This is a genomic window from Chromobacterium sp. ATCC 53434, assembly GCF_002848345.1.
Taxonomy (GTDB): Bacteria; Pseudomonadota; Gammaproteobacteria; order Burkholderiales; family Chromobacteriaceae; genus Chromobacterium.
The window spans coordinates 851,850-870,463 of record NZ_CP025429.1 but is presented as its reverse complement, the minus strand read 5'-3'; the positions used below and the strand labels follow the sequence as shown (position 1 = coordinate 870,463).

14 protein-coding genes and 2 pseudogenes are annotated in these 18,614 nt (G+C 67.3%); 13 read left to right on the top strand and 3 right to left on the bottom strand.

All coding sequences use genetic code 11. From position 1 onward, the window contains the following. The first annotated feature begins 191 nt into the window (after positions 1-191). From CXB49_RS04050 to CXB49_RS04040, 3 genes are all read left to right on the top strand, one after another. A complete protein-coding gene (locus CXB49_RS04050; protein ID WP_101707194.1) occupies positions 192-809 on the top strand; it encodes a TetR/AcrR family transcriptional regulator in 618 nt (205 codons plus the stop codon). Positions 810-885: 76 nt separating this feature from the next. Further along, the gene (locus tag CXB49_RS04045; RefSeq protein WP_101707193.1) at positions 886-1,626 is read left to right on the top strand and encodes an NADPH-dependent oxidoreductase; all 741 of its coding nucleotides are present in this window, start codon (positions 886-888) and stop codon (positions 1,624-1,626) included. Between the two features lie 28 nt (positions 1,627-1,654). After that, complete coding sequence (locus CXB49_RS04040) at positions 1,655-2,749, top strand: alkene reductase (RefSeq protein ID WP_101707192.1); 1,095 nt, start codon at positions 1,655-1,657, stop codon at positions 2,747-2,749. A gap of 36 nt (positions 2,750-2,785) precedes the next feature. Here the strand turns inward: CXB49_RS04040 and CXB49_RS04035 are convergent, their stop codons facing one another. Continuing rightward, positions 2,786-3,388 (bottom strand): TetR/AcrR family transcriptional regulator, encoded by a 603-nt coding sequence (locus tag CXB49_RS04035; protein ID WP_101707191.1) that lies wholly within the window; start codon positions 3,386-3,388, stop codon positions 2,786-2,788. 120 nt (positions 3,389-3,508) lie between these two features. Between CXB49_RS04035 and CXB49_RS04030 the strand changes: the two genes are divergently transcribed. From CXB49_RS04030 to CXB49_RS04015, 4 genes are all read left to right on the top strand, one after another. Next, positions 3,509-4,963 (top strand): amidase, encoded by a 1,455-nt coding sequence (locus tag CXB49_RS04030; protein ID WP_101707190.1) that lies wholly within the window; start codon positions 3,509-3,511, stop codon positions 4,961-4,963. A 179-nt stretch (positions 4,964-5,142) separates the two neighbouring features. Next, positions 5,143-7,212, top strand: a complete 2,070-nt coding sequence (locus CXB49_RS04025) for a prolyl oligopeptidase family protein (RefSeq protein ID WP_101707189.1) — start codon at positions 5,143-5,145, stop codon at positions 7,210-7,212. Between the two features lie 163 nt (positions 7,213-7,375). Continuing rightward, positions 7,376-11,947: a response regulator gene (locus CXB49_RS04020; protein ID WP_101707188.1), complete on the top strand. Its 4,572-nt coding sequence runs from the start codon at positions 7,376-7,378 to the stop codon at positions 11,945-11,947. Then, entirely contained in the window at positions 11,944-12,873 is a 930-nt protein-coding gene (locus tag CXB49_RS04015) for a diguanylate cyclase (RefSeq protein WP_101707187.1), read from the top strand. The genes CXB49_RS04020 and CXB49_RS04015 overlap by 4 nt, the downstream gene beginning before the upstream one ends. A 48-nt stretch (positions 12,874-12,921) precedes the next feature. Here CXB49_RS04015 and CXB49_RS04010 read toward each other — a convergent pair whose 3' ends face one another. After that, entirely contained in the window at positions 12,922-14,073 is a 1,152-nt protein-coding gene (locus tag CXB49_RS04010; RefSeq protein ID WP_101707186.1) for a PP2C family protein-serine/threonine phosphatase, read from the bottom strand. A 215-nt stretch (positions 14,074-14,288) separates the two neighbouring features. Then, entirely contained in the window at positions 14,289-15,383 is a 1,095-nt protein-coding gene (locus tag CXB49_RS04005) for a M35 family metallo-endopeptidase (RefSeq protein WP_101707185.1), read from the bottom strand. Positions 15,384-15,653: 270 nt separating this feature from the next. On the opposite strand from CXB49_RS04005, the gene queC reads away from it, so the two are divergent. The 6 genes and pseudogenes from queC to CXB49_RS03985 all read left to right on the top strand — a co-directional run bounded on the left by queC (position 15,654) and on the right by CXB49_RS03985 (position 18,606). Beyond that, positions 15,654-16,358 carry a 7-cyano-7-deazaguanine synthase QueC gene (queC, locus tag CXB49_RS04000; protein WP_101707184.1) on the top strand — a complete coding sequence of 235 codons (705 nt, stop codon included), beginning with the start codon at positions 15,654-15,656 and terminating at the stop codon, positions 16,356-16,358. Between the two features lies 1 nt (position 16,359). Then, positions 16,360-16,569 (top strand): annotated as a pseudogene (locus CXB49_RS24335) (6-carboxytetrahydropterin synthase); the annotation flags it as partial. A gap of 93 nt (positions 16,570-16,662) precedes the next feature. After that, a pseudogene (locus CXB49_RS24330) lies at positions 16,663-17,013 on the top strand (6-pyruvoyl tetrahydropterin synthase family protein); the annotation flags it as partial. Between the two features lie 39 nt (positions 17,014-17,052). After that, positions 17,053-17,379: a 6-carboxytetrahydropterin synthase gene (locus CXB49_RS24325; protein WP_304441850.1), complete on the top strand. Its 327-nt coding sequence runs from the start codon at positions 17,053-17,055 to the stop codon at positions 17,377-17,379. 16 nt (positions 17,380-17,395) lie between these two features. Then, positions 17,396-18,031, top strand: a complete 636-nt coding sequence (gene queE / locus CXB49_RS03990; protein WP_101707182.1) for a 7-carboxy-7-deazaguanine synthase — start codon at positions 17,396-17,398, stop codon at positions 18,029-18,031. 323 nt (positions 18,032-18,354) lie between these two features. Beyond that, positions 18,355-18,606, top strand: coding sequence for a DUF2282 domain-containing protein (locus CXB49_RS03985; RefSeq protein ID WP_101707181.1), 252 nt, complete (start codon positions 18,355-18,357; stop codon positions 18,604-18,606). Positions 18,607-18,614 lie beyond the last annotated feature (8 nt).

Genomic DNA, 18,614 nt, shown 5'->3' with positions numbered 1-18,614 from the left:
CTCCCTTCATCCATGCGCCACAGCCCGGCCGTCCGACCGGATAGGCCACAGGGCGGCGACGCGCTGAGCTGGTTGTAGGATGGGCATCCGGCGCAGTCAAGCGCGCGCCTGTGGGATGAAAACGACAACGGCAAGGCGGCGGACCGATAATTTTCTTGAAACTAGACGACTGGTCTAGTAGCATTCAATCCATGTCACGCGCCAATCATTCAGCCGACACCCGCGAGCACCTGCTGGCCACCGGCGAGGAGATCATCCTCGGCAAGGGCTTCGCAGCCGTAGGACTGGCGGAGATACTCTCCACCGCCGGCGTGCCCAAGGGTTCGTTCTACCATTACTTTCCGTCCAAGGAAGGCTATGGCGTGGAAATGCTGCGCCGCTACTTCCTCAGCTACGACGAAAGGCTGGTAGTGCTGCTGCGGCCGGAAACCGGCAATGCCCGCGATTGCCTGATCCGCTATTTCCAGGGCTGGCTCGACACCCACCGCTGCACCGAGCAGAGCCACACCTGTCTGGCGGTGAAGCTGGCGGCGGAAGTGTCGGACTTGTCCGAGCCGATGCGCGAGATGCTGGCCGAAGGCATGGGACGGCTGATTTCCCGCCTGGCCGACGCCATACGCCGCGGCCAGGCCGAAGGCAGCCTGTGCACCTATCTGGAAGCCGACGAGCTGGCCGCCAGCCTGTACAGCCTGTGGGTGGGCAGCGCGCTGCTGTACAAGGTTCAGCGCTCGGATCAACCGATGCACAACGCCTACCGCTTGACCGAGACCATGCTGCTGCGACCCGACAACGCCAGCTGTAAACGATAAAGCAAGCCCCGCCGCAGCCGGCGGGTTTTCTTGAAACAAATACTAGACGACTGGTCTACTCAGAATGGAGTCACCGATGAACGAAACCTTGCAACTGATGCACAGCCACCGCAGTGTGCGCAGCTACCGGGACCAGCCCGTGGCGCCGGAAATGCTGGACGCCGTGCTGGACGCCGCCTGGAAAGGCCCGACCTCGATCAACGGCCAGCAAGTCTCGCTGGTGGTGGTGCAGGACGCCGAGCGCCGCCAGCGCATCGCCGAGATCGCCGGCGGCCAGCCGTGGATCGCCCAGGCGCCGGTCTTCGTCGCCGTGGTGATGGACTTCCACAAGACCCGCCTCGGCGTCGAGATGGCCGGCGAGAAGCAGGTGATACACGACAGCGTCGAGGCCTTCGCCGTCGGCTCGGTGGACGCCGGCATCGCGTTGGGCAATCTGATCACCGCCGCCCACGCCGCCGGCCTGGGCGCGGTGCCGATCGGCGGCATCCGCCGCGATCCGCAGGCGATGATAGACCTGCTGGCGCTACCGGAACTGACCTTTCCGCTAGCCGGCGTGGTGATCGGCCACATCAAGGACGACAGTGAGCAGAAGCCGCGCCTGCCGCGCGCGAGCTTTGTCCACCGCGAGCGCTACCACGCCGACGATCTGGCCGGCCACATCGCCGCCTACGACGAGACGCTGAGCCGGCACTGGCAGGACATCGGCCGCGCCGACGGCGAGCCGTGGACCGCCAACACCGCCCGCTACTACCGCCAGGTTTATTTCCCCAAGGTCGCGCCGGCCGCGCGCGCCCAGGGTTTTGGCTTCGAGCAGTAATCCCGACGACTTTCTCAAGGAAACCGATATGCAAGCCGACAAACTGTTCACCCCGCTGACCATGGGCGCCATCACGCTGGCCAACCGCGTGGCGATGGCCCCGCTGACCCGCCTGCGCAATATCGAACCGGGCGACGTCCCGGGCCCGCTGGCCAAGGAGTACTACCGTCAGCGCGCCAGCGCCGGCCTGATCGTCGCCGAGGGCACCCACATCTCCGCCACCGCCAAGGGCTATGCCGGCGCGCCCGGCATCTACAGCGAGGAACAGGTCCGCGCCTGGAGCGAAGTGACCGACGCCGTTCACCGGGACGGCGGCAGGATCGCGCTGCAGCTGTGGCACACCGGCCGCATCTCGCACCGCTCGCTGCAGCCTAACGGCGACGCGCCGGTCGGCCCGTCGGCCATCCAGGCCGACAGCCGCACCAATATCCGCGCCGCCGACGGCAGCCTGGTTCGCGAGCAGTGCGACACCCCGCGCGCGCTGGAGATCGAGGAAATCGAGGACATCGTCGACGATTACCGCCGCGCCACCGACAATGCGCGCCGCGCCGGCTTCGACCTGGTGGAAATCCACGGCGCCCACGGCTATCTGCTGGACCAGTTCCTGTCGCCTGAAGCCAATGTCCGCACCGACCGCTACGGCGGCAGCGTGGAGAACCGCGCCCGCCTGCTGCTGGAAGTCGTCGACGCCGTGGTGGCCGAATGGGACGCCGATCACGTCGGCATCCGCATCTCGCCGCTGGGCATCTTCAACGGCGTCACCAACACCGACCAATTGGAGATGGCGCTGTACCTGGCCGAGCAGCTGGCCAAGCGCAAGCTGGCCTTCCTGCACATTTCCGAGCCGGACTGGGCCGGCGGCCCCAAGCTCGACGACGGCTTCCGCGCCTCGCTGCGCCAGCGCTATCCGGGCGTGATCATCGGCGCCGGCGGCTATACCGCGGAAAAGGCGGAGACGCTGCTGAGCCAGGGTTATATCGACGCCGCCGCCTTCGGCCGCAGCTATATCTCCAATCCGGACCTGGTGGAGCGGCTGAAGCGCAATGCCCCGCTGAACCCGCCGAAACCGGAAACCTTCTACGGCGGCGGCGCGGAAGGCTATACCGACTACCCCGCGCTGTAAGCCTCCGCCAGCCAGCCCCGCCGTCGGCGGGGCTTCTCATTCCCCGCTCAGCGCCTTCGCCTGCCGTTCGACGATCGCGCCGACGATCCGCATCAGCCGCGTCCCGACATCGTCGATAGACCGGTTCTGCGCGGCGACCTGCGCGCCCTCCAACACCAGCATCAGCTCGCTCGCCGTGTCCTCCGGCGCCGCGAGGCCGGCGGCCGCGCACAGGTCCGCCAGCCGCCGCCACTGGCGCGTCTTGTATTCCGCGATCAGCTTGCGGCCGGCGTGCTCGCTGTCCGGCAGCTCCGCGATCGAATTGATGAACGGACAGCCGCGATGCGACCAGGCGCCGGCGTCGTCGGCGAAAAAGGCCGCCCATCCGAGAATCTGGCCGCGGGGATCGCCGGCGTGGGCGGCCTCGATGGCGTCGAACGCCCGCCAATAGCCGTCTATCACCTGGCGCAACCACTCGGCCAGCAGCGCGTCCTTGGACTGGAAGTGGCGGTAGAGCGCCATCTTGGTGGTCTGGGCGCGGGCCGCGATCGCCTCGACGCCGGTCGCCCGGATGCCATCGTTGTAAAACAGCTCGCCGGCGGCGGCCAGCAGCCGTTCCCGCGGCGGCGCGGCAGGCCCGGCCGCTTTTTTGTCGCTCATTATTCTTTCTCCGTCTTGACGATGATACCGATCGGTATCATCATGCTCACCATTGATACCGAACGGTATCATCGCTATCGGGCTCATGTCGAGCCGCGACGCGTTCAATGGAGGTCGATGATGAAGCTTTCGGAATATGCGCAGTACGACGCGGTGGGCCTGGGCGAGCTGGTCGCGCGCGGGGAAGTCAGCCCGCGGGAACTCGCCGACGCGGCGCTGCGGGCATGCGCGTCGGTCAATCCGCGGATCAACGCGGTCATCGAAACCTGGCAGCCCGAGCTGTCCGGCATCGCCCAGGCGATGGAGCGCGGCTCGCCGCTCGCTGGCGTGCCCTTCCTGATCAAGGATGTCGGCGTGACCATGGCCGGCAGGAAGATAGAATTCGGCAGCCGGCTGGCGCAAGGCTACACCGCCGCGGCCGACTCCATCCTGATGCGGCGCTTTCGCGAGGCCGGACTGGCGACGCTGGGACGGACGACCACGCCCGAGTTCGCCTGGAGCGGCACCACCGAGTCCGCGCTCTGCGGCCCGACCCGCAATCCCTGGAACGCGGCGCACGGCGCCGGCGGCTCCAGCGGCGGCGCCGCGGCGGCGGTGGCCGCCGGCATCGTGCCGCTGGCCCACGCGACCGACGCGGCCGGCTCGATCCGCATCCCGTCCGCCGCCTCCGGCGTGTTCGGACTGAAGCCGACGCGCGGCCGCGTGTCCAACGGGCCGGCGCTGGACGAGGCCATCCACGGGCTCGCCGCGCAGCTGGGCGTCAGCCGCTCGGTACGCGACAGCGCCGCGCTGCTGGACGCCGCGCACGGCGCCGACGGCGGGCAACCGTTCGCCATCGCCGAACCCGCCGGCAGCTATCTCGCGCAAGTCGGCGCCGAGCCCGGCCGGCTGAGGATAGCCGTGATGCCGCAAGCCTGGGGCGGCAAGCGCACCGCGCCATCGATACTCGGACATCTTGCCGACGCGATGCGCTTGTGCGAATCGCTCGGCCACATCGTCGAGGAAGCGGAACTTCCGCTGGGCTGCAGCTGGGACAGCTTCGTCGATGCCAGCTCGGTGCTGTGGGCCGCCAATATCGCCGCCTGGATAGACGATATGGCCGCCGCGACCGGGCGCCGGATCGATCTCTCCACGCTGGAACCGCAGACGCTCGCCGTCTATCGCACCGGCCGCGAGATCCGCGGCGTCGAGATCGTGCGGGCGCTGGACCTGCGCAATGCCGTCACCCGCGGCGTAGCGGCCTTCTTCAGCCGCTACGATCTGCTGCTGACGCCGACGCTGCCCGAGCTGGCCCCGCCGCTGGGCAGCTATGCCGTCGGCGCGGAAACGATGGACGGCCACCAGTGGACCGAACGCGTGATCGGCGGCTCGCCGTTCACCCCGGTCTTCAACGCCGCCGGCGTGCCGGCCATGTCGGTTCCGCTTTTCCAGGACCCGCCGTCGGGCCTGCCGGTCGGCATGCAATTCGTCGCGCCGGCTGGACGGGAGGACGCCTTGTTCCGGATGGCCGGCCAGCTGGAGCGCAGCCTGCCGTGGGCGGGACGCCGGCCGGCGCTGTGGACGGGGGACTGCTGAGGCGCGAAGCCGATCGACGAGGAAACCGGGTGAAGCGGCGCGTCGCGATGATGACAATAGGATTTGAAACGCGCTACAGTCTGGGACTGGCCCGCCGCCGCAAGCGGCGCGCCGCGACAACAGGACGCCCTGCACGCCGGCCGCGCCGGCGGCAAGGGCTCCGCACTCAGGAGAACATCATGAAGACCAGACTGCTCGCGTCCGCAGCCCTGCTGCTGGCCGCGCAGTGCCATGCGGCCGACGACCCCTATCTGTGGCTGGAGGACGTGCAGGGCAAGGACGCGCTGCAATGGGTTCACCAGCAGAACGCGCAGACCGCCAAGGAAGCCGACGGCTGGAAAAGCTTTCCGCAACTGAAGCGCGACATCCTCGCCATTCTCGATTCCGGCGCCCGCATCCCCTCCATCGAAAAGATAGGCGAGCGCTACTACAACTTCTGGCGCGACGCCGAACATCCGCGCGGCCTGTGGCGCAGCACCACGCTGGACGAATACCGCAAGGCCAAGCCGGCCTGGGAAACGGTGCTGGACCTGGACAAGCTGGCCCGCGACGAAAAGGAAAACTGGGTATGGCAGGGCGCGGACTGCGTCAAGCCCAAGCAGGACCGCTGCCTGGTGCGCCTGAGCCGCGGCGGCGGCGATGCCGCGGTGGTGCGCGAGTTCGACCTGCCGGCCAAACGTTTCGTCGACGGCGGCTTCGTCGTGCCGGAAGCCAAGAGCGAAGTCCACTGGAAGGACCGCGACGCGCTGTATGTCGCCACCGATTTCGGCAGCGGCTCGCTGACCAACTCCGGCTACCCGCGCATCGTCAAGGAATGGAAGCGCGGCCAAGCGCTGGCCGAAGCCGCGACACTGCTCGAGGGCAAACCGTCCGACATCTCGGTCAGCGCCGGCCGCGTCGACAGCGCCGGCCATCGCTACGACCTGATCACCCAAGGCTCCAGCTTCTTCAGCAACGACGTCTACCTGCTGCAGGACGGCAAGTGGCAGAAGCTGGACAAACCCGGCCACGCCGAAGTCAGCTTCCACGGCCCCTGGTTGCTGCTGAAACCGCGCCAGGACTGGAGCGTCGGCGGTCATGACTGGAAGGCCGGCAGCCTGCTGGCCGTCAAACTGGACGACTATCTGCAGGGCAAGCGCGATTTCGCCCCGCTGTTCCAGCCCAGCGCCTCCACCTCGCTGGCCGACAGCGCCGACACCCGCGACGCGCTGATCCTGACGGTGCTCGACAACGTCAAGAGCCGGCTGGTCGAATGGAAAGTGGCCGACGGCAAATGGCAGTCGCGCCCGGTGGCCGCGCCCGGCTACGGCAGCATAGGCGTCAGCGCCGTCGACAGCGACAACTCCGACGACTATTTCTTCACCTTCACCGACTTCCTGACGCCGACCGCGCTGTCGCTGGCCCACGCCGGCAGCGACGCGCGCGAGCCGCTGAAGCAGCAGCCGGCCTTTTTCGACGCCAAGCCCTACCGCATCCAGCAGTTCTTCGCCCGCTCCGACGACGGCACCCGCGTGCCCTACTTCGTGGTGGCGCGCAAGAATCTGAAGCTGGACGGCAAGAACCCGACGCTGCTGTACGGCTACGGCGGCTTCGAAGTGTCGATGACGCCCTATTACAGCGGCGCGCTGGGCAAGGCCTGGCTGGATCGGGGCGGCGTCTACGTGCTCGGCAATATCCGCGGCGGCGGCGAATATGGTCCGGCCTGGCACGAAGCGGCGCTGAAGCACAATCGCCAGAAGGCCTACGACGACTTCTCCTCGATCGCCAAGGATCTGGGCCAGCGCGGCATCGCCGACGCCCGCCACCTCGGCATCAAGGGCGGCAGCAACGGCGGCTTGCTGATGGGCGTGATGCTGACCAAGTATCCGCAGCTGTTCCACGCCATCGTCTGCCAGGTGCCGCTGTTGGACATGCGGCGCTTCAACAAGCTCTTGGCCGGCGCCAGCTGGATGGATGAATACGGCAATCCGGACCAGCCCGAGGACTGGGCCTATATCAAGCGTTATTCGCCGTATCAGAACATCCGCCCCGGCACCAAGTACCCGGCCACGCTATTCGTCACCTCGACGCTGGACGACCGCGTCCATCCGGGCCACGCCCGCAAGATGTTCGCGGCGATGAAGGCGATCGGCGCCGATGTCCGTTACTACGAGCGCACCGAGGGCGGTCACGGCGCCGCCGCCAACCACGAGGAGGAGGCCAGAATCGCGGCCATGGAATACGCCTTCCTGTGGAGGCAGCTGCGCTGACACGACGGGCCCCGCGAAACCATCCGCGGGGCCTGTTCACATCAAGCGTCGCACCGCCGCCGTCCCCTGGCGCCGACGCGGATGCAATTTGAATGAGGCGCGCCGCTTCCTATAATTGGACCGACAGGCCACGCCTCCTCGAACCCGCTCCAGGAGCTGCATCTTGCCCCTTTTCCGCCCCGCCGCCTGGCTCAGACACGAATGGCGCCTGGTAATCGGTTTCATCAGCACCGCGGTCGTCGTCACCGCGGTCGTGGTGTTTCAGACCGGCCTGCATCAGCGCCAGCAGCTGCTCGACGCCTACCAGACCCGGCTGGGCTACGTCACCCAGACCCGCAACGCCATACTGCGTCAGCAGTTCGACCAGCTGGAACGCGACGTGCTGTTCCTCAGCGCCACGCCGCCGGTGCTGGGCCTGATGCGCGCCAGCGCGCACGGCGGCGTCGATCCGCAGGAGAACTCCACCGCCTCCGCCTGGCACGGCCGCCTCAGCGCGGTCTTCCACGCCTTCCTCGCCTCGAATCCGGAATTCTCGTCCATCCGCTTCATCGGCGTCGCCGACGGCGGTCGCGAGCTGGTGCGGATAGAACGCGACGACCAGGGACGGATCTCCGCCATTCCCACCGTCGACATCCCGCAACGAGGCGCGCGCGATTACGTGCAGCAGACCGTCAAGCTAAAACCGGGCCAGGTCTACTTCTCCGACCTGGACAGCGGCGCCCGCCATCAGCGCCAGGCCGGCGGCCGGCCGGTGCCGACGCTGAGGGTCGCCACCCCTATCTACGACCTCGCCGGCAAGGTATTCGGCGTGGTCGTCATCAATTTCAACGCCAGCGCGCTGCTGGCTTCGCTGACGCAAAGCATCCCGGTCGAATTGCGCATCTATCTGGCCAACCAGCGCGGCGACTATCTGCTGCAGCCGGACCCGAAACGCACCTTCGGCTTCGAGCGCGGCCAAAACTGGCGCTGGCAGGACGATTTCCACCCGGTGCCGCCCGGCATCGGCCAGCCGGCCAGCCTGCCGACCTATACCTCGCCGCACGGCATCGCCTACGCCCGTTCGTTCAGGGTGCCGTTCTCCACCGCCACGCCCGGCCACTACTGCCAGGTCTTCGCCGTGCTGCCCGACTCCGCGGTGGCCGGCATCGTGGCCGCCACCCGATCGGCCACGCTGGCCACGATGGTGGCCATGTTCGCGCTGATCGGCGCCGTTTCCCTGCTCTACCTGAGAAAATACCGCCAGGCCGGCGCGCGCCAGGCCGAGCTGGCCGCCATCGTCGACAGCTCCTACGACGCCATCGTCGGTTGCTCGCCGGACGGCGTGGTCACCAGTTGGAACCACGGCGCCGACAAGATGTTCGGTTATCCGCCGGCAGAAGCGCTGGATCGCCGGCTGACCGATCTGATCGCCTCTCCCGGCGGCGAGGCCGAAGACGCCGCGCTGCTGAAGCAGGCGGTGGAGGGCGGCGTCCAGAACTGCCTGAACACCGTCTACCGCACCCGCGACGGCCAGCTGCTCGACGTCGCCATCACGCTGTCGCCGATCCGGCGCGCCCACGGCGAGATCGGCGGCGTCGCGCTGACGATACGCGACATCACCGAACAGAAGGCGATAGAGAAGCGCATCCGCGAGTTGAACGCCTCGCTGGAGCAGCAGGTGGAAGAGCGCACCAGCCAGATCCGCATCTACTCGGCCTTGCAGAACGCGATCCTCGCCAGCGCCGGTTACGCCATCATCGCCACCGACACCGATGGCACCGTCACGCTGTTCAATCCGGCGGCGGAACGGATGCTGGGCTATCTCGCCGACGACATGATAGGCAAGGCGTCGATGGCGTCCTTCCATCTGGCGGCCGAACTGGAGGCCGAGGCCGCCAGGCAAACGGCGGAGCTGGGCGAGGAAATCGCGGCCGGCTTCGACGCCATCGTCGCCCGGCTGCGCCACCAGACGACCGACGAGCGGCAATGGACCTATGTCCGCCGCGGAGGCCGCGAGCTGCCGGCGCAGCTGACCGTGTCGCGGCTGGAGAACGAGGTCGGCGACATCACCGGCTATCTGGGCATCGCCTCCGACATCACCCAGCGCGAGGAGGACAGACGCAATCTGGAATCGGCCCGCGACCAGCTGGTCAAGGCCGCCGAGGTGGCCGAACTGGGCATCTGGAGCTGGCAGATAGACAGCGACGCGCTGGAATGGAACGAGCGCATGTTCGAGATCTACGACATCCCGCGCTCCTTCCAGCAATTCGGCCTCTACTACAACCACTGGCGCGCCCGCATCCATCCGGACGATGTGGCGACGGTCGAACACCAATTGCAGGCCGCGCTGGAAGGCGGCGACGTCTTCAACCCGACCTTCCGCATCGTCCGCCAGGACGGCGAGATCCGCTACGTGCAGGCAGCCGCGCTGATCGAATACGGCCCGGGCGGCAAGCCCAGCCGCATGCTGGCCATCAACCGGGACGTGACGCTGCAGCGCGAGCAGGAGAACTGGCTGCTGGAAGCCAAGACCGCCGCCGACAGCGCCAGCCGCGCCAAATCGGAATTTCTGGCCAATATGAGCCATGAGATCCGCACGCCGATGAACGCGGTGCTCGGCATGCTGCAACTGCTGCAGCAGACCGGCCTCGACATCCGCCAGGCCGACTACACCGAAAAAGCCATGTCGGCGGCGCGCACGCTGTTGGGCATATTGAACGACATTCTCGACTTCTCCCGGGTGGAGGTCGGCAAGCTGACGCTGGACCCGCACCCGTTCAGCATCGACAAGCTGCTGCGCGACATCGGCGTCATCCTGTCGGCCAATGTCGGCAACAAGGACGTCGAAGTGCTGTTCGACATCGACCCGGCCCTGCCCGAATGGATAGTCTCGGACGCGCTGCGGCTGCAACAGGTGCTGATCAATCTGTCCGGCAACGCCATCAAGTTCACCGAACAGGGCGAGGTGGTGTTGTCCGCCCGCCTGCTGCAGCAAGAGGAGGGCCGGATCCGCATCGCCTTCGCGGTGCGCGACACCGGCATCGGCATCTCGCCGGAACAGTGCCAGCGCATCTTCGAGGGCTTTTCCCAGGCGGAAACCTCGACCGCCCGCCGCTACGGCGGCTCCGGGCTAGGCCTCGCCATCAGCCAGCGCCTGGTGACGCTGATGGGCGGCCAGCTGAGCGTGGAGAGCACGCAGGGCCAGGGCAGCGTGTTCAGCTTCGAGATCGCCTGCGAGGCGGCCGATCCGCCGCAAGCGGCCGCCGCGACCGGCGTGGTTTCGCTGCAAAACCTGCGCTGCCTGGTCATCGAGGACAACGACAGCGCCCGCCAGGCGCAAAGCGCCATCCTGCGCTCCTTCGGCTGGCAGGTCGATGTCGCCGGCAGCGGCGAGGAAGCGCTGGAACTGGTGGAGGCCCGCCCGGACGGGGCGGACTACGACATCGTGCTGGTGGACTGGCGCATGCCCGGCATGGACGGCTGGGAAACCTGCAGCCGGCTGCGCCGGATGCAGAGCGGCCGCCACACGCCGGTGATCGTGATGGTCACCGCCTACGGCCGCGAGCTGTTCGCCCAGCGCCAGAAGCAGCAACCGGGCATCTTCGACAGCTTCCTGATCAAGCCGGTGACCGCGTCGATGCTGTTCGACGCCGTGGCCGACGCCCACGCCAGCCACGGCCAGCCGGCCCCGCTGCCGACGCGCGCCCCGCATATCGAACCGCGGCTGGCCGGACTGCGCCTGCTGCTGGTCGAGGACAACCCGACCAATCAGCAGGTGGCGCGCGAGCTGCTGAGCAACGAGGGCGCGGCCATCGATGTCGCCGACTGCGGCCAGGACGCGCTGGTGGCGGTGCAGAAAGCCTCGCCGCTATACGATCTGGTGCTGATGGACATCCAGATGCCGGACATGGACGGCTACACCGTCACCCGGCTGATCCGCGCCAGCTTCTCCGCCGAGCAGCTGCCCATCATCGCGATGACCGCCAACGTGATGCCGGCCGACAAGGAGGCCGCGCTGGAAGCCGGCATGAACGACCACGTCGGCAAGCCGTTCGACCTGGGGCAACTGGTCAGCGTGATCCATAGACATACCGGCGGCGCCGACACGATGCCGGCGGAGCCGCCGCCGGCATCGATCCAGCCGCCGCCGGCGGCCGACGCCGGCCTGCTGAACAGCCGGGCCGCGCTCCCCCGCTTCGGCGGCAACCAGGAAATCTACCGCCGCACCCTGCTCAGCTTCGCCGACGAAGTCCAGGGCTTGATCGCGACGCTGCAGACCGCCGCCGAGCAGCGGCAGCGCGAGCCGGCGGTGCAGACCCTGCACACGCTGAAGGGATTGGCCGCCACCGTCGGCGCCGAAGCGCTGTCGGCCGACGCCGCCGCCGCCGAAAAGACGCTGCGCGACCCGTCCCAGCCGTGGCCCGACGATTTCGCCGCGCTGCGGCAGGCGGCGCCGCAAGCCGCCGCCGCCGCGCGGGAGCTGGCCGGACAGCTGCTGGCATCCGCTCCGCGGCCATCGACGCCGCCACCGCAGGCGAACGAGGATCTGAGCCGCGAGCTGTCGGCGCTGCGACGCTTGCTGAACGAGGCCAATCTGGAGGCGCTGCAAACCTTCAACCAGTTGCAGCAGCGTTACCAGGACACCATGCCGCAACAATTCGGTGCCCTCTCCGACGCCATCATGCAAATGGATTTCGCCGCCGCCGCCCGCCTGTGCGACGACATCCTCGGACAGCAGAAAGTCGACCAGCCATGAACCGCTCTCCCGCCTTCTCCCAGCAGGACGACCGCCGCGGCCGCATCCTGGTGGTGGACGATCAGCCCACCAACATCATGGTGGCCAATCAGATATTGAACCCGGAACACGATGTCTTCATGGCCACCAACGGCGAGCAGGCCCTCGCCTTCTGTCGCGCCACGCCGCCGGACCTGGTGCTGCTGGACATCGAAATGCCGGGCATGAGCGGCATGGACGTGTGCCGCCATCTGAAGGGCGCGCCGGACACCAGCGGCATCCCCATCATTTTCGTCACCGGCCATCAGGGGCAGGAACAGGAAATCGCCTGCTGGGAAGCCGGCGCGGTGGATTTCGTCACAAAGCCGGTGATTCCCGCCACGCTGCGCAACCGGGTCAACGCCCACCTGACCTTGAAGTTCCAGGCCGATCAACTGCGCTCGCTGGCCTTCACCGACGGACTGACCGGCATCGCCAACCGCAGGCTGTTCGACGAAAGACTGGATCAGGCCTGGCGGCATTGCCAGCGCAGCGGCGCCACCATCGCGCTGATCCTGTCCGACGTCGATCACTTCAAGAAGTACAACGACTGCTATGGCCACAGCGCCGGCGACCAGTGCCTGCGGCAAGTGGCGGCCGCCTTGCAGGAACAGGCCCATCGGCCATACGACCTGGCGGCCCGCTTCGGCGGCGAGGAGTTCGCCTGCCTGTTGCCGGAAACCACCCTGGCCGGCGCGGTATCGGTGGCCATCCGGATCGAGGCGGCGGTGCGCGAACTGCAGATCGAGCATTCCGCCTCCGACGTCTCGCCTTGCGTCACCCTCAGCCTGGGCGTCGCCGCGATCGAACCGGAAGCCGATTCCGACAGCCGGCAGCTGATAGAACTGGCAGACGACCAGCTATATCTGGCCAAGGGGACGGGGCGCGGCCGGGTCTGCGCGGTCTAAGAACCTGTTCACGATCTTTTTGCGGCAGCGGTGGTTTTCTGCCGCAGGCTAAACGCCTGGATGGCTGACCACCAGCAGCGAAACGTCGTCGCTGGCGGCACCGCCCAGCATATGGGCCTTGACCGCCTCCAGCACCGCGTCGCCGATGCGGTCCGGCCAGCCGGCTCGCACCGCGGCCTCGACGCCCGGCAGACCGAACATCGCCCCGCCCCCGTCCTTGGCCTCGGTGATGCCGTCCGAGCTGACCACCAGGGCCTGCCCGGCGCGCCAGGGCAGCACCTGCACCGCGTCGTCGAAGGCCTCCTGCGGCAGGATGCCCAGCGGCGGATGATGGGACGGGCAACGCGCGACCAGATCGCCGCGCTCGTCGAACAGCAGCACGCACGGCACGCCGCCGTTCCAGATGCGGATCTCGTCGCCGGCCGGCGCGATCTCGATCAGCGACGCGGCGACGAAGCGGCCGCCCGGCAGCAGCCGGTGCAGCTTCTGATTGACGCCGCGGGCGATCTCGGTCATCGCGCATCCGGCGTGGGTCATTTCGTAGAAGCAGTCTATCGCCGGCAACGCGCTGATCGCGGCGGTCAGGCCGTGGCCGGTGCAATCGGCCAACATGATGTGCTCGCCGCCTGACGGCGGCTGGCTGACGATGATCAGGTCGCCGTTGAAATTGGCGGCCGGATTCAGATACTGCCAGATATGGGCCGGCATCGAGGCGCGCTGGTGGATCAGCCGCTCCATCAGCTCCAGCGCCAGTTGCTGCTCCATCTCGTTCTCGCGATAGTACTTCTCGAGGCGGATCGCATCCTGGTTGATCTGGTTCTGCATTTCGGCGATGCGCAGGAAGACCTGGATCTTGGCGGACAGCAGGTCGAAGCTGACCGGCTTGGCCAGATAATCGTCGCCGCCGGCCTTCAGCCCCTCGACCACGCTTTCCAGCTCGTTCAGACTGGTCAGGAAAATGATGGGCACCCAGTGTTCGCCGAACATCCTCCGCAACTCGGCGGTCGCCTGCAACCCGTCCATCTCCGGCATGATCACGTCCATCAGGATCAGGTCGGGCGTCGTGTCCCGGCAATACTCGACCGCCTCCCGGCCATTCTTGGCCGACACGCAGCGATAGCCCAGCTCCATGACGAACTGCTCGATGAAATAACGGTTGGTAGCGCTATCTTCTACCAGCAAGATGGACGTCGACGACATCACTTCCTCCAAGCGATGCAGCGGCGCATCGACGGCGAGTCCCCGCCGGGGACGGCGCCGCCTCGGGCGCGGACGAACCGGAGCGGCCAATGTTCGGCGCGGCCCGGCACTCCCATAATACGACACGCCGGGCAGGAATGCCGCGCGTCGCTACGCCTGAACGAAAACGGCGGCGCTCCCCAACCGGGAAGCGCCGCCTGGCCTAGCTCAAGCGCTTACTGCTGCGCCGGGGTGTTCTCGGCGAAGTACTCGTGGTTGTCGGCGTTGTCCAGCGCCTGGGACGGGCTGCTCTTGGCCAGATTCTTGGCGCCGGCCTGACCATAGACATGGTCCTGCGTGCCCGCCACCACGGTGAAGTGCGACAACTCGTGCACCAGCGTGCCGCCCTTGGAGTCGGTGCCCTTGGTCGGCGCCGTCCAGAACGCTCCGCACAGATAGACGGTGTACGGCTGCGACGGATAGACGTAGGCATAGGTGCCGCCGTCGGTGCAGCTGCAATCCAGCTTGATCGGCTTGGTGTCCAGCGCGTCCTTGATCTTGACGTAATGGGCCTTGGCGGTGCTCCAGTTTGCCTGGCTGTACTTGCCGAACCAGGTCACGTAGCGCGGCGTGCCCGACGGCGTGCCGTTCAGATAGGCGTTGGCGTCATCGGCCATCGAGCCGGCGGCGGTCACGCCGTCCCGGGACTGGTTCTGCTGGGTGACCGAGCAATTGCCGGCATAGGTCACGCCGCTGACCGCGCTGCGGGCCAGCGCCTGCCACTCCAGCTTGGCGGCCTGCGAACGCTGCAGCAGCGGGCTGACCTTGCCGGCGCTGTAGGCGCCGACCGCATTGGAGACGATGGCCTCGTCCTGCTGCGGCTGGGCGGCCTGCTTGGCGCTGACGCCGGCCGGCAGGCTGCGGTTCAGCACTTTGCCGCCGCTGCTTTCGAAGCGCACGCTCAGCTTGCCCGCCTTCGACAGATCATAGTAGTCCGACACCCTCACCTTGGCGTTCAGCGAAGCGCCCGGAGCCAGCGCCACCGTATCGCGCAGCGACGGCACCACCCGCTTGTAACGCGGTCCCAGGTATTCCGCCGGCTTGCCGTCCACGCTCACCGCCAGAAACTGTTCCTGCAACTGCTGCGCCGGCACGAACCAGCGGTAGACATGCAGCGTCTCCTTGCCGGTATTGCGATAGCTGACCGTCACGTCGACGTCCTGGGCCGCGCTGACCACAGGTTGTCCCAGGCTGACCTGCAGGTCGGCGGCGTGGGCGGCGGAAGCGACCAGCAGCAACGCTGCGGCGGCGATTGGCAATCTCTTGTCCATATTGTTTTCCCTTTGTTGTCAGGATGCTTTGTACATCACGAAAAGTTATAAAGTGCACAGTCATCATGCACAGATCATTAATTGCATGAACATGTCATGATCGCAATCAAAAAAAATCCCCTCGTTGCGCATATGCCATATGTCATATTTTAGCCACAACCCCATCCCCTCACCCGCCAGGTCTATAGTGGGTTAAAATCAGTGGTTTGCGCGGCGGGTGAGACCGATCCCGACGCGCCGTCACAAACCCTCGACTGTTCTCGACGGAATATGAATCAAGCATCTAATGAAAAAGCCCTGGTGGTGCTCTCGGGCGGCCAGGACTCGACCACCTGCCTTTACTGGGCGCTGCAACGCTTCGGCGCCGCCAATGTCGAGGCGGTGACCTTCGACTACGGCCAGCGCCATCGCGTCGAGCTGGACGCCGCGCGCAAGATCGCCGCGCTCGCCGGCGTGCGCCAGACCGTGCTGCCCATCGACACTTTCGCCGCCATCGGCGGCAACGCGCTGACCGACGCCGCCATCGCGCCGGAAACCGGCACCCGCGCCGACGACGCGCTGCCCAACACCTTCGTGCCGGGCCGCAACCTGATCTTCCTGACCTTCGCCGCCGCCTTCGCCTATACCCGCGACGCGCGCCATCTGGTGACCGGCGTCGCCCAGACCGACTATTCCGGCTACCCCGACTGTCGCGAGAACACGCTGAAAGCGCTGGAGGTGGCGTTGCGGCTGGGCATGGACAGCCGGGTCGAGCTGCATGCGCCGCTGATGTATATGTCCAAGGCCCAGACTGTCACACTGGCGCAACAGGTGGGCGCGATGGAAGCCCTGTCCTGGAGTCACACCTGTTACAACGGCGAGGTGCCGCCTTGCGGCCGCTGCGCGTCATGCGAATTGCGCGCCCAGGGCTTCGCCGCCGCCGGCGTCGCCGATCCGCTGGTCGAACGCTGCCGGACGACTGCGCGGGGAAATTGATATGCACGCCTGTTATCTGATCGCCGGCGCCGGCTTCGAGGCGGCCCGGCGGCTGCCTGCCGACCCCGGCAAGGCCGCGCGGCCCCATGGCCACAGTTTCCGCGTCACCGTCCGCAGCGAGGCGCAAGGCCTCGACCAGGCCGCGCTGCAGGCCGCCGTGCAAGCCGCGGCGGCGCCGCTGGACTACGCCGACCTGAACGCCGTCCTGCCCGCCTGCGACGACCTGGCGCTGGCGCGCCACATCGCCGGCGCGCTGCCCCGCCCGGCGGCCGTCATGCTGCAGGGCGCGCCCGACCGCGGCGTGATGCTGGACGGCGCCCGCGCGCTCAGCTGGCTGAACGCGTCGTTCGAGGCCGCCCATCATCTGCCGCATGTGCCGCCCGGCCACAAATGCGGACGGCTGCACGGCCACGGCTTCGGCGTGCGCATCGTCGCCGACGCCGCCCTGAGCGGCCAGCACGATCTGGCCCGCGCCTGGGCCCCGCTGCATCAGCGGCTCAACCACCGCTACCTGAACGACATCGACGGCCTGGACAACCCCACCAGCGAGGTGCTGGCCCAGTGGCTGTACCGGGAATTGCACAACGCCGTGCCCGGCCTCGCCTGGGTCGAGGTCCGCGAGACGCACAGCGCCGGCAGCCAGTTCGACGGCCAGCGCTTCCGCATCTGGAAGGAACAGCGTTTCGAAAGCGCGATGCCTTTCGGCGCCGACGGCGCCTACACCGGCCACAGCTATCTGGTGCGGCTGATGCTGGCCGGCGACATAGACCGCACGATGGGCTGGCTGCTCGACTTCGGCGACGTCAAGGACCGCTTCAAGCCGATCTACCGCCAGCTGGACCACAATCCGCTGGACCGGCTGCCCGGCCTGCGCCGCGGCGACAACGCCGCGGTGGCGGAATGGGTGCACGCCCAGTTGGCGCCGCTGGTGCCGGAGCTGGCCCGCATCGACCTGATGGAAGACGAGCAGGCCGGCGTGTCTCTGCATTTCCGCCAGGACATGCGCTGGCCCTTGTTGTGACCCGCGAGAAAACGCTGTGACTACTTATACCGTCAAGGAAATCTTCTACACGCTGCAAGGCGAGGGCCGTCAGGCCGGCCGCGCGGCCGTGTTCTGCCGCTTCGCCGGCTGCAATCTGTGGTCCGGCCGCGAGGAGGACCGCGCCAAGGCCGTTTGCCAGTTCTGCGACACCGATTTCGTCGGCGTCGGCCCCGACGGCGGCAAATTCGACGGCGCCGCCGCGCTGGCGGCCCGCATCGCCGCCGAATGGCCGAAGGACGCCGGCGGCGCGCCCTATGTGGTCTGCACCGGCGGCGAGCCGCTGCTGCAGCTGGATGCGGAGCTGGTGGACGCGCTGCACGCCCGGGGTTTCGAAATCGCCGTCGAAACCAACGGCACCGTCGCCGCGCCGGCCGGACTGGACTGGATCTGCGTCAGCCCGAAGGCCGGCGCCGAATTGAAACAACGCAGCGGCGACGAGCTGAAGCTGGTCTATCCGCAAGCGACCCAGCTGCCGGAAACCGTCGCCCACCTGGACTTCGCCACCTTCTATCTGCAGCCGATGGACGGCCCCGACCTCGCCGCCAACACCCGCGCCGCCATCGCCTACTGCATGGCGCATCCGCAATGGCGCTTGTCGGTGCAGACCCATAAAGTGGTTCATATCCGCTAAGGCCGCTCAACGCCGCCATGCCTTCCGGGACCGCGCCCGCGGTCCCGCCCCCCTCCCTCATGCTGCCCCCTCGGCCGGGCCTTCGGACTATTTCGGCAAAGCCGCGCTATAACACGGATGCAACGGCACCGGATGACAAGTGGCAATCGTCCGGCACGAAGATCCTGGCCGCGGATTTTTTTCTCTCCCGGCGTAAGAAGTATCCGACCGCCTCGACTCAATGGATGTCGGATCATGCTTGAGCGCAACAGGACCGCAGGCATCCGCCACTTCGGCGACCCAGTCGCCTTCGCCAATCCCGGCGAACTACCCAGGAGAAAGTCATGAACAGCAACAAGACTCTGATCGCTTCCGCTCTCGGCGCACTGATCGCCTTCGGCGCGCTGGCCTCCGCTCCGGCCGCCGCCGCCGACAAGGACCAGTGCTTCGGCATCGCCAAGGTCGGCCAGAACGATTGTAAGACCGCCAGCCACGGCTGCGCCGGACAGGCCAAGACCGACAACGACCCGGCCGACTTCAAGCTGGTCCCGACCGGCACTTGCCAGCAAATGGGCGGTCAAACCAAACCGATGTGATTTTCCCC

Excerpts from the sequence above, each read along its gene's own strand:
- CXB49_RS04050 (WP_101707194.1), top strand. The coding sequence starts at position 192 with ATGTCACGCGCCAATCATTCAGCCGACACCCGCGAGCACCTGCTGGCC.
- CXB49_RS04045 (WP_101707193.1), top strand. The coding sequence starts at position 886 with ATGAACGAAACCTTGCAACTGATGCACAGCCACCGCAGTGTGCGCAGC.
- CXB49_RS04040 (WP_101707192.1), top strand. The coding sequence starts at position 1,655 with ATGCAAGCCGACAAACTGTTCACCCCGCTGACCATGGGCGCCATCACG.
- CXB49_RS04035 (WP_101707191.1), bottom strand. The coding sequence starts at position 3,388 with ATGAGCGACAAAAAAGCGGCCGGGCCTGCCGCGCCGCCGCGGGAACGG.
- CXB49_RS04030 (WP_101707190.1), top strand. The coding sequence starts at position 3,509 with ATGAAGCTTTCGGAATATGCGCAGTACGACGCGGTGGGCCTGGGCGAG.
- CXB49_RS04025 (WP_101707189.1), top strand. The coding sequence starts at position 5,143 with ATGAAGACCAGACTGCTCGCGTCCGCAGCCCTGCTGCTGGCCGCGCAG.
- CXB49_RS04015 (WP_101707187.1), top strand. The coding sequence starts at position 11,944 with ATGAACCGCTCTCCCGCCTTCTCCCAGCAGGACGACCGCCGCGGCCGC.
- CXB49_RS04010 (WP_101707186.1), bottom strand. The coding sequence starts at position 14,073 with ATGTCGTCGACGTCCATCTTGCTGGTAGAAGATAGCGCTACCAACCGT.
- CXB49_RS04005 (WP_101707185.1), bottom strand. The coding sequence starts at position 15,383 with ATGGACAAGAGATTGCCAATCGCCGCCGCAGCGTTGCTGCTGGTCGCT.
- queC (WP_101707184.1), top strand. The coding sequence starts at position 15,654 with ATGAATCAAGCATCTAATGAAAAAGCCCTGGTGGTGCTCTCGGGCGGC.
- CXB49_RS24325 (WP_304441850.1), top strand. The coding sequence starts at position 17,053 with ATGCCTTTCGGCGCCGACGGCGCCTACACCGGCCACAGCTATCTGGTG.
- CXB49_RS03985 (WP_101707181.1), top strand. The coding sequence starts at position 18,355 with ATGAACAGCAACAAGACTCTGATCGCTTCCGCTCTCGGCGCACTGATC.